12 protein-coding genes are annotated in these 12,050 nt (G+C 66.6%); 10 read left to right on the top strand and 2 right to left on the bottom strand.

The window, feature by feature from the left end; all coding sequences use genetic code 11:
* Positions 1-132: 132 nt before the first annotated feature.
* From ffh to QP045_RS14435, 6 genes are all read left to right on the top strand, one after another.
* Complete coding sequence (ffh, locus tag QP045_RS14460) at positions 133-1,632, top strand: signal recognition particle protein (protein ID WP_422515702.1); 1,500 nt, start codon at positions 133-135, stop codon at positions 1,630-1,632.
* A 77-nt stretch (positions 1,633-1,709) separates the two neighbouring features.
* Complete coding sequence (gene rpsP, locus QP045_RS14455) at positions 1,710-2,084, top strand: 30S ribosomal protein S16 (protein ID WP_422515701.1); 375 nt, start codon at positions 1,710-1,712, stop codon at positions 2,082-2,084.
* A gap of 74 nt (positions 2,085-2,158) precedes the next feature.
* Positions 2,159-2,308, top strand: a complete 150-nt coding sequence (locus tag QP045_RS14450) for a hypothetical protein (protein ID WP_422515700.1) — start codon at positions 2,159-2,161, stop codon at positions 2,306-2,308.
* A complete protein-coding gene (gene rimM, locus QP045_RS14445; RefSeq protein ID WP_422515699.1) occupies positions 2,289-2,801 on the top strand; it encodes a ribosome maturation factor RimM in 513 nt (170 codons plus the stop codon). Before QP045_RS14450 ends, rimM begins: the two co-directional genes overlap by 20 nt.
* 37 nt (positions 2,802-2,838) lie before the next feature.
* On the top strand, positions 2,839-4,386 hold the full coding sequence (locus QP045_RS14440; RefSeq protein ID WP_422515698.1) for a glycosyltransferase 87 family protein: 1,548 nt from the start codon (positions 2,839-2,841) through the stop codon (positions 4,384-4,386).
* Positions 4,387-4,446: 60 nt separating this feature from the next.
* Positions 4,447-5,700: a sulfotransferase family protein gene (locus QP045_RS14435; RefSeq protein ID WP_422515697.1), complete on the top strand. Its 1,254-nt coding sequence runs from the start codon at positions 4,447-4,449 to the stop codon at positions 5,698-5,700.
* Between the two features lie 15 nt (positions 5,701-5,715).
* On the opposite strand, the gene QP045_RS14430 is transcribed toward QP045_RS14435, so the two are convergent.
* The gene (locus QP045_RS14430) at positions 5,716-6,645 is read right to left on the bottom strand and encodes an NAD(P)/FAD-dependent oxidoreductase (protein WP_422515696.1); all 930 of its coding nucleotides are present in this window, start codon (positions 6,643-6,645) and stop codon (positions 5,716-5,718) included.
* Positions 6,646-6,673: 28 nt separating this feature from the next.
* Here QP045_RS14430 and trmD point away from each other — a divergent pair, with 28 nt between their 5' ends.
* The 4 genes from trmD to QP045_RS14410 all read left to right on the top strand — a co-directional run bounded on the left by trmD (position 6,674) and on the right by QP045_RS14410 (position 11,348).
* Positions 6,674-7,405 (top strand): tRNA (guanosine(37)-N1)-methyltransferase TrmD, encoded by a 732-nt coding sequence (gene trmD, locus QP045_RS14425; RefSeq protein WP_422515695.1) that lies wholly within the window; start codon positions 6,674-6,676, stop codon positions 7,403-7,405.
* Between the two features lies 1 nt (position 7,406).
* On the top strand, positions 7,407-7,796 hold the full coding sequence (rplS, locus tag QP045_RS14420) for a 50S ribosomal protein L19 (RefSeq protein ID WP_422515694.1): 390 nt from the start codon (positions 7,407-7,409) through the stop codon (positions 7,794-7,796).
* Between the two features lie 223 nt (positions 7,797-8,019).
* A complete protein-coding gene (locus QP045_RS14415) occupies positions 8,020-10,254 on the top strand; it encodes a DPP IV N-terminal domain-containing protein (RefSeq protein ID WP_422515693.1) in 2,235 nt (744 codons plus the stop codon).
* A gap of 65 nt (positions 10,255-10,319) precedes the next feature.
* A complete protein-coding gene (locus QP045_RS14410; protein WP_422515692.1) occupies positions 10,320-11,348 on the top strand; it encodes an aspartate-semialdehyde dehydrogenase in 1,029 nt (342 codons plus the stop codon).
* A 42-nt stretch (positions 11,349-11,390) separates the two neighbouring features.
* Here QP045_RS14410 and QP045_RS14405 read toward each other — a convergent pair whose 3' ends face one another.
* Complete coding sequence (locus QP045_RS14405; RefSeq protein WP_422515691.1) at positions 11,391-12,017, bottom strand: YitT family protein; 627 nt, start codon at positions 12,015-12,017, stop codon at positions 11,391-11,393.
* Positions 12,018-12,050 lie beyond the last annotated feature (33 nt).

Raw genomic sequence — 12,050 nt, 5'->3', positions numbered from 1 at the left:
TCCGGCCCCTGTCGTTCCTCAATGGGACGGTACCCATGTGCACGCCTACGGGCGACGCCGGCCGACGAGGTTTCGTCCGCCGGCGTGTTTTGCTTGGGCGCCGGACGGAGGATGTGGAAGTGGAGCAGGTGCGTGTTCGATAGTTTGAGCGACCGGCTGGGAGGCGTCTTCGATCGCCTGCGCGGCCGTGGTGCGCTGACCGAAAGCGACGTCCGCACCGCCATGCGCGAGGTGCGAATCGCACTGCTGGAGGCCGATGTCGCGCTTCCGGTGGCGCGCGCCTTTGTTGACAAGGTCACCGAAGAGGCGATCGGCCATGACGTGCTGCGCTCGGTCACGCCGGGGCAGCAGGTCGTCAAGATCGTCCATGATGCGCTGGTCGACATGCTGGGCCCGGACACGGCCGAGCTCGACATCGCCGTCACCCCGCCCGCGGTTGTCATGCTGGTCGGCCTCCAGGGCTCGGGCAAGACGACCACGACCGCCAAGCTCGCCAAGCTTCTGTCGGGTCGCGAGCGCAAGAAGGTCCTGATGGCGTCGCTCGACGTCAATCGTCCGGCCGCGCAAGAGCAGCTGGCGGTGCTTGGCCAGCAGGTCGAGGTCGCGACGCTGCCGATCGTCGCCGGCCAGCAGCCGGTGGACATTGCGCGCCGCGCGATGAGCGCCGCGAAGCTGCAGGGCTATGACGTCCTGATGCTCGACACGGCAGGCCGCCTGCACGTCGACCAGGCGCTCATGGACGAGATGAAGGCGGTCGCCGACGTCTCGCAGCCGAACGAAATCCTGCTGGTGGTCGATGCACTGACCGGCCAGGACGCCGTGAACGTGGCGCAGAACTTCTCGGAGCAGGTGCCGCTGACCGGCGTGATCCTGACCCGGATGGACGGCGATGCCCGCGGTGGTGCGGCGCTGTCGATGCGCTCGGTAACGGGCAAGCCGATCAAGTTTGCCGGTGTGGGCGAAAAGCTCGACGCGATCGAGCCGTTCCATCCGAAGCGCGTCGCCGGCCGTATCCTCGGCATGGGCGACGTCGTGTCGCTGGTCGAGCGCGCGGCCGAAAGCATCCAGACGGAGGATGCCGAGCGCATCGCCAGCCGAATGGCCAAGGGTCAGTTCGACATGAACGACCTGCGCGCGCAGCTCCAGCAGATGCGCCGCATGGGTGGCCTTGGTGCCCTTGCCGGGATGATCCCCGGCATGAAGAAGGCCCAGGCGGCAATGGCGTCGGGCGCTGTCGACGAGCGGCTGCTGCTGCGCATGGACGCGATGATCTCGTCCATGACGCCCAAGGAGCGCTCCAAGCCCGAATTGCTCAACGCCAAGCGCAAGATCCGCGTGGCCAAGGGCTCGGGCACGACGGTGCAGGACGTCAACAAGCTCCTGAAGATGCACCAGGAAATGTCGACTGCCATGAAGAAGCTCAAGAAAATGGGCGGTCTGAAGGGCATGATGTCGATGCTGGGCAAGGGGGGTCCTGCCGGTGGCATGGGCGGGCTGGGCAATGCGCTCGGCGGCCCGGAACTCGGCGAGATGATGAGCAAGGCCGGCGGCGCCGGTCTTCCGGGGCTTCCCGGCGGAAAGGGTGGCATGCAGCTGCCCCCGGGCTTTGAGAATCTGATCAAGAAGAAGTGAGCGCCTCCCAAGGGCGATCAGCAACCCAAGGGTCCGGCAACTGCCGCGACCGCGAATAGAGAGAAGAAGGAAAGTCCATGGCACTCAGCATGCGTCTGTCGCGCGGCGGCTCCAAGAAGCGCCCTTACTACCGCATCGTCGTGGCCGACGCGCGCAGCCCGCGCGATGGCCGCTTCATCGAGAAGATCGGCACCTACAACCCGCTGCTCGCCAAGGATGACGAGAAGCGCGTGGTGCTGGACGCCGATCGTGCGAAGCATTGGCTGGGCGTCGGCGCGCAGCCGACCGATCGCGTCCTGCGCTTCCTGGACGTGGCCGGCGTGAAGGAGCGCACTGCGCGCAACAACCCGAACAAGGGCAAGCCGGGCGAGAAGGCCACTGAGCGCGCTGAAGAGCGTGCGACGAAGGCTGCAGAAGCAGCGGCTGCTGCCGAAGCACCCGCCGAGGCCTGAGCCCAAAGCGGCGTTCGTGCGTTCCTTCCGTCGAACCTGCCCTTCTTGGGCGGGGCGGCAGAAGGAACGCCACGATGACCATCGACCCCGAACAGCACGGCGCCAACGACCATGACGACCCGTCGTCCCCGAACGCTGGTGCGAACACCGGCGTCTCGTCGCCAGATCCCGCCGAGGGTGCAGACGACACCCCCAGCGGCGACGATGGATCTCCCGACGCCTGAGGCCCCTGTGGCCGAACACGGCGAGCGCCGGGTCGTGGTCGCCGCCATCGTCGGCGCCCACGGTATCGCGGGCGAGGTGCGGCTCAAGGTCTTCGCAGAAGACCTTGGCGCCCACCAGGTGCTGAACGGTGGCGCCTTTACGCTGCGCTCCGTGCGACGCGGCAACAACGGCGCCATCGCCCGCTTCGCCGAGATCGACTCGCGCGACGCGGCCGAGGCATTGCGAGGCACCCAGCTGTGGGTGTCGCGCGACAGCCTGCCTCCCCTGGAGGAAGGCGAATACTACCACGCGGACCTGCTCGGTCTGGCTGCGGTTTCCGACACCGGCGAGCCACTCGGCAAGGTCGTGGCGGTCGAGAATTTCGGCGCGGGCGACGTGATCGAGATCGAGCGTCCGACCGGCAAGCGCTTCATGGTTCCGATGCGCGTGGATGCGGTGCCCGAATGGGATGCCGAGCGGCTGGTAGTGACCACCACCTTCATCGAATCCTGATCGACCGGGCCCAGGCCCGAACGGATTGTAACCACCCATGAAGACGCGCCTGTTCGGCGTCACAACGCCGGCTGGTTTGCTCGGCAGGCCGATTGGTCCTGCCGGGATCCTGTTCCTGGCATCTCTCCTGCTCTTCACCCTCGCGGCGCTGGTGCTTCCGCTCAACCGTGACGAAAGCCAGTATGTCGCCGCGGTCGAACTGATGCGGCACGGCCTGCCGTTCCGCGACTTCATGTATCTGCAGACGCCGTTACAGCCGCTGCTGCTGGCGCCCTTCGCCTTTTTCGAGGAGGGTTGGCTGTTCCTCACGCTCAGGCTGGTGAACGCACTGGCCGCGGCGGGGGCGATCCTGATCGTCTATCGGGCGGCGCTTGCGGCCGGGGGCACGCCACGCCGCGCGCTGGCTGCGGCGGCGATGCTGGCGCTGTGCGATGCGATGATCTTTGCGGGCGGCGTCGCGCGGAACGATACGCTACCGCTGTTCTTCGAGACGCTTGGCATCTGGCTTCTGGTCGGAACCCATCGCGGCATGCGGCACGACTGGCGGCTCTTTCTTGCCGGCCTCGCCTTCGGCGCCGCGGTGTCGGTAAAGATCAGCTACATCGTCCCCGCCGGCGTATTGTTCGCGGTCATGCTGTACGAGGGGCGCCGCGACCGCTTCCGTGGTGCCGTGGCCTATGCGCTGGGCGGTGCCGTCGGTGTGTTGCCGACGCTGGTGCTGTTTGCGCTCGTGCCGGAGAACTTCCTCTTCGGAGTTTTCGAATATTCCCTCGTCGCGCCCCAGCAGTGGCGAATGGTTAACGACCAGGCGCACATGCTCGAATTCGGAACCACGCTGCGCAGGCTTGCCTGGTTCATGGTGCAGGGGCCTGCGCTGGTCGTACTCGCGCTCGTGCTGTGGCGGCGTTTTCGACACGGCGGCGACCGGCACGGCGTGGCGCTCGACTGGCTGATTATCGCCGGGTGCATCGCGGCGATGCTGCCGCAGCCGAGCTTCCGGCAATATGTCATTCCCATTCTGCCGCCCCTGTTCATCCGGTTCGGTGCCATCCACGGGCCGATCGCGCCGCGCAGAAGCCTGCAGCTGGTGTTCGCCGTGACGCTGGTGCTGGGGATCTGGCGCACCGGAGCGGAAAGCGTCGGGGCACTGCGCGACGGATCCCCGATCCTGCTCGCCGTGGCGGATGGTGCCTGGCTCGGCGACCATCTCGATGACAGTGGGGCACCGGGAATGGCGGCGAGCCTGTCGCCGGAGCGCTTCGCCGGAGGCAGGCTCGATATCGACCCGCGCTTTGCCATGGGTCCGTTCCTCTACCGGATGCACGGACTGATGACCGCGGACGAAGAGCGGCGGATGCACGTCGTTACTCGCGAGAGCCTCGACCGTGCGTTCAGGAACACGCCTCCGTCAGCGATCGTGACCGGCGGGGAGGGGCGTTCGACGCCCGACGCCCCCGGCGGGCTGGATGCGCCGCTGAAGCGCTGGGCAGAACGGCATAACTATCGGCGGATGCAGTCTCCTTCGGGCACTCTTTCGCTCTACCTGCGGCCTGGTGATTTTGGCCGGGTTGGCACTGGTGGCTAGCTGACGCATTATCCCTTGGCCGGCGAAGTTCCTCGATCGCACGGACGGAGATTCAGACGCTTGCAATTCGAGCCGCCCGCCCGACCGACCCTTCGACGTCACGCGCGTATCAGCGGTATCCTGGAACAGGCGTGGGATCGCGGCTGGCTCGCACGCCCGGTGCTGGAGCCGGACCATCTGATCGCCGCTGCGCGCACAAGGACCGGCCTTCAGGACTTCGGAAGCGATCCCGGCTGGCAGGTTCGGCTGGCTGCGCTGACCGAAGCGCTGCATGCAGAGGCGGCGCTGTCGCCGCTGGGGACGGTGATCGCCTATGGACAGCTGGTAGCGGCACTGGCGGACCGTGCGCGCGTGCACGCGCTGTGGCGGCGTCATCCTGAAATCCTGGAAGTTCCGATCCCGCGTCCGATCATCGTGCTCGGACAGATGCGTTCCGGCAGCACGCGCATGCAGCGGCTCCTCGCCTGCGATCCCCGGCTTGCCCACACGCGCTTCTTTGAAAGCTGGAACCCGGTGCCTGTCACCAGCAACGGCTGGGTGGACGATCGCCGGATCCGCGCCTGGATCGGGCTGCGCTGCGCCCAGTGGCTGAACCCGGACTTCCGCGTGATCCACCCGACGGCGCTGGAGGCAGCGGACGAGGAAATCGGGCTGCACAATGTGTCGATCTTCGGCGCGGCGTTCGAGGCGCAGTGGCGCATCCCCAGCTTTGCCGCAGCCGGCGAGGCGATGGACACGCGCCCGGTCTATGCCGAGTTCAAGCGCCTGATGCAGACCGTCGCGTGGCTGCGAAAGGAGCGGGGAGATCGGCCCTGGGTGCTCAAGCTCCCGCAATTCGCGCAGGACCTGGATTCGCTTCTGACCACATTTCCCGACGCGCGTCTGGTGTGCCTCGACCGCAAGGCGTCCGCCGTAGTCGGCTCCTCCGCATCGCTGGTGCATAGCCAGATGGCCGTGCAGTCCGATGCCGTCGACCCCCATTGGATCGGGGCGGAGTGGGTCCGCAAGGTCGCCTTGCGAGAGCAGCGGATGCGCTCGGCGCGCGCGTCGGCAGACGTGCCGCAGGTCGACGTCGGCTTCGACGCCATCGGGAAGGATTGGGAGCGCGAGATGCGCCGCGTGTATCGCATGCTCGACCTGCCCCTGACGGACGCCGTTCGCGACCGCATGCAACGCTACCTCGATCAACGGCGCCATCGGCGGCTGGCGCGCCATCGCTATACGCTCGGCGAGTTCGGCCTCTCCGAAGCCGAGGTCGAGTGCGCCGTACGCAATCCGGGGCACGCCGCGCCCGAGGTGCTGGCGGTAGCCTGACCGCCCGCCGCGCAGCTATCGCCACAGCGGCGTCTGCTCGCTCAGCGTGTTGCGGATGGTGGTCGCGGCAACGCCTGCCTCACCCATGGCATGGCTGATCTGGTCGAGCCCCTTCACCACGTCGCCGGCGGCAAACAGCCCGGGCACGGAGGTGCGCTGGTGGTCGTCGACTTCCAGGCAGCCGTCGTCGCTTGCCCGCGCGCCTGCCTCGACCGCGAGGTGGGAGCGGATGCGGGAGCCGAGTGCGGGATAGACGCTGTCGAACGCCATGCGTCCACTCGCGGTGTCGAGCGCCAGCTGGTCGCCTTCGATAGCGAAGCCCCCGCAGGGGCCATCCACGCGCGCAATACCGGCGGCATCGAGCTTGGCCATGCAGGCTTCGTCGAGGCCATGTTCGGCGTCCGGTGCGATCAGCGTCACGTCACGCGTATAGCCGCGCAGGAACAGCGCCTCGCGCATGCCGTGTTCGCCCGTGCCGATCACGCTGACGCGCTTGTCGGTGACTTCATAGCCGTCGCAAATCGGGCAGTAGCGCAGCAGGCCGCGGTTGAGCGCGGCATCGTGGATGTCGTTGGGCAGGCTCTGGGGGCGATGGTTCACGACGCCGGTCGCGAGCAGGACGGTGCGCGCGCGGGTGACGCGGTCGCCGATGCGTACCGCAAAGCCGTCTTCATCGCGGGAGAGGCCGGTGACCTCCGCCAGCTCGCGATGCGCGCCATAGTGCTTTGCCTGTTCGTGCATCAGGCGGAGCAGTTCGGTGCCTTTGATCCCTTCGGGATAGCCAGCGTGATTGCGCGTGCACGGGATCATCGCTGCACGGCTGGAGCCGCAATCGAACAGGCGGATTGAGAGGTGAAAGCGTGCCAGGTAGATGGCGGCGGTCAGTCCCGCCGGGCCCGCGCCGATGATGATGCAATCGTCGGCCTGCGTCTCGGAACTTGTCATCCTGTCTCCATCGGTCAATGGGGCTGGCATGTCCTTTGCCGCCACCGTCCTAACGCTTTACCCGGAGATGTTTCCCGGCCCGCTCGGCATATCGCTTGCCGGACGCGCGCTGCGCGAGGAGCGCTGGTCGCTGGAGACCGTGCAGATCCGCGACTTCGCGACGGACAAGCACCGTTCGGTCGACGACACGCCTGCAGGCGGGGGCGCGGGGATGGTGATGCGCGCGGACGTGCTTGCGGCCGCGCTGGACAGCGTGGCGGATGATCGCCCTGTCATCGCGATGAGTCCGCGCGGCCGTCCGCTCGATCAGCAGCGGGTACGCGCCCTGGCGCAGGGGCCGGGCGTCACCGTCTTGTGCGGGCGGTTCGAGGGCTATGACGAACGCCTGTTCGAAGCGCGCGACATCGAACTCATCTCGATCGGCGACTATGTGTTGTCGGGGGGCGAGATGGGTGCGCTGGTGCTGCTCGATGCTTGCATTCGGCTGCTTCCGGGCGTAATGGGCGCGGCTTCCAGCGGGGATGACGAGAGCTTCGAAACGGGGCTGCTCGAATACCCGCAATACACCCGACCAGTCACATGGGAAGGGCGCACGATCCCCGAAGTGCTGCGATCGGGGGATCATGCGAAGATCGCGGCCTGGCGAAAGCACAGGTCCGAGGTCGATACACGGCTACGGAGGCCGGATCTGTGGGAGCGCCATGAGGGCGCTCGGGTCCGACCTCCCTCTGGCGCGCGGCGACATGACGAGGAAGATTGAAATGAACCTCATCCAGACGCTCGAAGCCGAGCAGATCGCCAAGTTCAACGAGGCGAAGAAGATTCCGGAATTCCGCGCGGGCGACACGCTGCGCGTTGGCGTGAAGGTGGTCGAAGGCGAGCGCACCCGCGTTCAGAACTACGAGGGCGTGTGCATCGCGCGCTCGAACAAGGGCATGGGCTCGTCGTTCACGGTCCGCAAGATCAGCTTTGGTGAGGGCGTCGAGCGCGTCTTCCCGCTGTACTCGCCGAACATCGACGCGATCGAGGTCGTTCGCCGCGGCGTCGTGCGTCGCGCGAAGCTCTATTACCTGCGCGGCCGCACCGGCAAGTCGGCGCGTATCGCCGAGCGCCGCGACCCGCGTCCGGCTCCGGCAGCCGCCGCCGAGTAACGGCTGGCGCCGATCGGTACCGCTTCAGGGGCGCGGAGGGCGACAGCCTTCCGCGCCCCTTTTGCGTTCCTCGGGTTCGCCATGGCGAACCAATGCTTTACCCGCGGCCGCTGCGCCGCAATAACGCGCGGGCACCTGCGTCCGCGGGTGCTTTCCACGGAGACGCGACGGGATGTTGAAATGGGTGTTGGGCGTTGCGATGCTGTCGAGCGGAACCGCTGCCATGGCCGCTGATCTGGCGCAGTCGCCGCAGCCGGCCCCTGTGACCCAGGGAGCGCAGGACGCGCAGCAGGCGTTGACACTGGCACGCGTGTTCGGAAGCCCCGACCTCAACGGCACCGCACCGCGCAACCTGAAGATTTCGCCCGACGGCCGTTTCGTGACCGTGCTGCGCAATCGGCCGGAGGAAAAGGAGCGCTTCGACCTCTGGGCGATGGACACGACCAGCGGCGAATGGCGGATGCTGGTCGATTCCAAGAAGGTCGGATCCGGCGCCGAGCTTTCCGAGGCCGAGAAGATGCAGCGGGAGCGCGCACGCATCGCGGGCTCGCAGGGCATCGTCGCCTATGATTTCGCGCCCGACGGCCAGTCGATCCTCGTCCCGCTCGACGGCGACCTGTTCCTGGCGACCCTGGATGGCCAGGTCCGCCGCCTGACCGAGACGCAGGCGGGCGAACTCAACCCGCTGGTAAGCCCCAAGGGCAGCTTCGTCAGCTTCGTGCGCGACCAGAATTTGTTCGTGCAGCCACTCGGCGGTGGCGACGCCCGGCCGGTAACGACCGAGGGGGGCGGCACCGTCCACTTCGGCGAGGCCGAGTTCGTGGCGCAGGAGGAAATGCACCGCTTCACCGGCTATTGGTGGTCGCCGGACGAGCGCTACATCGCGGTTGAGCGGTTCGACGAAGCGCCGGTGAAGGTCTTCAGCCGCGCTGCCATCGGCGCCAGCGGCACGAAGGTCTATGACCAGCGCTATCCGGCGGCGGGCACCCCCAATGCGCTGGTCGACCTCTATGTCATGAAGCCGGACGGCTCGGGCAGGGTGAAGGTCGACCTGGGCCCCGATCCCGACATCTATCTGGCGCGCGTCAACTGGCTGCCCGACGGTTCCGCGCTGCTGGTCCAGCGCCAGACCCGCGACCAGAAGCGGCTGGACATGCTGCGCGTCGATCCCACGACCGGCGCCTCCACCGTGCTGTTCACCGAGACGGCCGGCGAGCGGAGCTGGCTGAACCTGTCCGACGCCTATCGCGTGATGAAGGACGGGAGCCTCATCTGGCGGTCGGAGCGGGACGGCTTTGGCCACCTCTACCGCTGGAAGGCGGGCAAGTGGACGCAGCTGACCAAGGGGTCGTGGGTCGTCCAGTCGCTGGTCGGCATCGATGAGGCCAAGGGCCGGCTGTTCTTCACCGGCAACAAGGACGACGTGCTCGAGCAGCATCTCTACGCGCTCGACCTGAAGCGTCCGGGCACCATCACCCGCCTGACCGAAAAGGGCTGGTGGAACGGTGCGACCATGGACGGGGCCGCGAGCCGTTTCCTCATCACGCGCTCCAGCCCGACCCAGCCGGCGCAGGTCTATCTTGCCGACATCACCGGCAAGCGGATCGCCTGGATCAACGAGAATGCGATCGGGCCGGATCATCCCTATTACCCGTTCGCGGCGAGCCATCGCCCGACGCAGTTCGGGACCATCAAGGCGGCCGACGGATCGACGCTTCACTGGGAGATGATCACCCCGCCGCTGGAGCCGGGCAAGAAATACCCGGTGTTCTTCCAGCATTACGGCGGCCCCGGCACGGGCCAGCAGGTGACGCGCGGCTGGCAGGGTGCCCTGCCGCAGTATCTGGTCGACCAGGGCTGGATCTTCTTCCAGATCGACAATCGCGGTTCGTATAACCGCGGCAAGGCGTTCGAGGACCAGATCTATCACGCGATGGGGACGGTCGAGGTCGACGACCAGCTTGCCGGCGCAAACTATCTGAAGACGCTGCCGTTCGTCGATCCGACAAAGATCGCGACCTATGGCTGGTCCTATGGCGGCTATATGTCGATCAAGATGCTGGAGAAGAATCCTGGCGTCTATGCGGCGGCGGTGGCGGGTGCGCCGGTCACCGACTGGACGCTGTACGACACGCATTACACCGAGCGCTATCTGGGCGATCCCCGCACTGACCCGCAGAGCTATAGCGCGTCGGGGGCGGTGACGGAGGCATCGAAAATCCGCGATCCGCTGCTGCTGATCCACGGCATGGCCGACGACAACGTCTTCCTCGACAATTCGACGCTGTTCGCAGCGGAGATGCAGCGCACGGCCACGCCGTTCGAGATGATGTTCTACCCCGGCAGCACCCATCGCGTCGGTGGGCCGGGTGTCGGCGAGCATCTGTGGAAAACCATCCTGGAGTTCCTGGATCGCAACGTTGTTGCGCGAAACTCCCAGGACGGCGAAGCAAAGTAACGCTTGGTTGCCGCGGTGCGCCAGAAGGGCTAGCGCCGCGGCGACTGACGCGAATGGAGTGAGTGATGGGTTATCGGGTGGTGGTCGCGGGCGCGACGGGGAATGTCGGCCGCGAGATGCTCAACATCCTGGCGGAGCGCGAATTTCCGATCGACGAGCTGGCGGTGGTCGCCTCCTCCCGGTCGGTGGGCGACACCGTCGATTATGGCGAGACCGGCAAGCAGTTCAAAGTCCAGAACATCGAGCATTTCGATCCGACCGGCTGGGACATGGCCCTGTTCGCGATCGGGTCGGAAGCGACCAAGGTGTATGCGCCCAAGTTCGCCGCCGCCGGCTGCACGGTGATCGACAATTCGTCGCTGTACCGCATGGACCCGGACGTGCCGCTGATCGTGCCGGAGGTGAATCCGGAGGCGATCGACGGCTATCGCGCGAAGAACATCATCGCGAACCCGAACTGCTCGACCGCGCAGATGGTGGTCGCTCTGAAGCCGCTGCACGACGCCGCCAAGATCAAGCGCGTGGTCGTTGCGACCTATCAGTCGGTTTCGGGCGCGGGCAAGGCCGGCATGGACGAGCTGTTCGAGCAGAGCCGCAACATCTTCGTCGGCGATCCGGCGGAGGCGAAGAAGTTCACCAAGCAGATCGCGTTCAACGTGATCCCGCACATCGACAGCTTCCTGGACGACGGTTCGACCAAGGAAGAGTGGAAGATGGTGGTCGAGACCAAGAAGATCCTGGACCCCAAGATCAAGGTGGTGGCGACCTGCGTCCGGGTTCCGGTGTTCGTCGGCCATTCCGAGGCGATCAACATCGAGTTCGAGAACGAGATCTCGGCCGAGGAAGCGCAGAACATCCTGCGCGAGGCCCCGGGGATCATGCTCTACGACAAGCGCGAGGACGGTGGCTACATCACCCCGGTTGAGTGTGTGGGCGAGTTCGCGACCTATATCAGCCGCGTGCGCGAGGATTCGACCGTGGAGAACGGCCTGGCGCTGTGGTGCGTCAGCGACAACCTGCGCAAGGGCGCTGCCCTGAACGCGGTGCAGATCGCCGAGCTGCTGGGTCGCCGGCACCTCAAGAAGGCGGCTTGATTTAGCGGCTGCCCCGGCTTCGTGCCGGGGTGGCCGTCCCGCTCAATAGCCGGTGTAGCGGCCCGGCCGATGCCATGCGATCAGGATGCCGCTGACCGCGGCCGCGCTCAGGATCGACCAGCCGAGCCGGTCGCCCGACACCACCGGAATCGCCATCGCCAGGATCACGATGTCGAGCGCGATCTGGGTGCGTCCGGCGTTCCAGCCCCGCGTTCGTTGCAGCCACAGGGTCAGGACCCCGGTACCGCCCACGGCCGCGTCGTGGCGTGCGAGGGCCAGGATGCCCATCCCGATCACGGTCCCGCCGACGAGCGCCCCGACGAGCGGATGCACGTTGCTCACATCGAAGGAATAGGGGCGGATCGCCGAGAAGAGTGCGATCGCGGCGTTGACCGCGATCGAGCGCAGCGTGAAGCGCGCGCCCATCACCTTCCAGGCAAAGGCAAAGAACGGAAGGTTGATGACGGTGAACAGCACCCCCGGGGGCAGCGGCACCAGGTAGGAGACGAGCAGCGCGATCCCCGCGATCCCGCCGGTCACAAGCCCCGCGGCCTTCAGGAACACCAGTCCCAGTACCAGCAAGGTGCAGCCGACGAACATCGCATAGATATCCTCCGCACTGCTGTGCGGAATGCCGTCGGACGGGGAAGGATGGCGGACAGACGTCATCAAGGGCTCCGAAAGGGGCCTCCGGCAGGTCAT

This window comes from Sphingomonas sp. 3-13AW (assembly GCF_049311085.1).
Taxonomy (GTDB): Bacteria; Pseudomonadota; Alphaproteobacteria; order Sphingomonadales; family Sphingomonadaceae; genus Sphingomonas.
This window is presented reverse-complemented; position numbering and strand designations above follow the sequence as displayed.

Excerpts from the sequence above, each read along its gene's own strand:
- rplS (WP_422515694.1), top strand. The coding sequence starts at position 7,407 with ATGAACCTCATCCAGACGCTCGAAGCCGAGCAGATCGCCAAGTTCAAC.
- QP045_RS14430 (WP_422515696.1), bottom strand. The coding sequence starts at position 6,645 with ATGACAAGTTCCGAGACGCAGGCCGACGATTGCATCATCATCGGCGCG.
- rpsP (WP_422515701.1), top strand. The coding sequence starts at position 1,710 with ATGGCACTCAGCATGCGTCTGTCGCGCGGCGGCTCCAAGAAGCGCCCT.
- trmD (WP_422515695.1), top strand. The coding sequence starts at position 6,674 with ATGTCCTTTGCCGCCACCGTCCTAACGCTTTACCCGGAGATGTTTCCC.
- QP045_RS14410 (WP_422515692.1), top strand. The coding sequence starts at position 10,320 with ATGGGTTATCGGGTGGTGGTCGCGGGCGCGACGGGGAATGTCGGCCGC.
- QP045_RS14405 (WP_422515691.1), bottom strand. The coding sequence starts at position 12,017 with ATGACGTCTGTCCGCCATCCTTCCCCGTCCGACGGCATTCCGCACAGC.
- QP045_RS14440 (WP_422515698.1), top strand. The coding sequence starts at position 2,839 with ATGAAGACGCGCCTGTTCGGCGTCACAACGCCGGCTGGTTTGCTCGGC.
- QP045_RS14450 (WP_422515700.1), top strand. The coding sequence starts at position 2,159 with ATGACCATCGACCCCGAACAGCACGGCGCCAACGACCATGACGACCCG.
- QP045_RS14415 (WP_422515693.1), top strand. The coding sequence starts at position 8,020 with ATGGCCGCTGATCTGGCGCAGTCGCCGCAGCCGGCCCCTGTGACCCAG.
- rimM (WP_422515699.1), top strand. The coding sequence starts at position 2,289 with ATGGATCTCCCGACGCCTGAGGCCCCTGTGGCCGAACACGGCGAGCGC.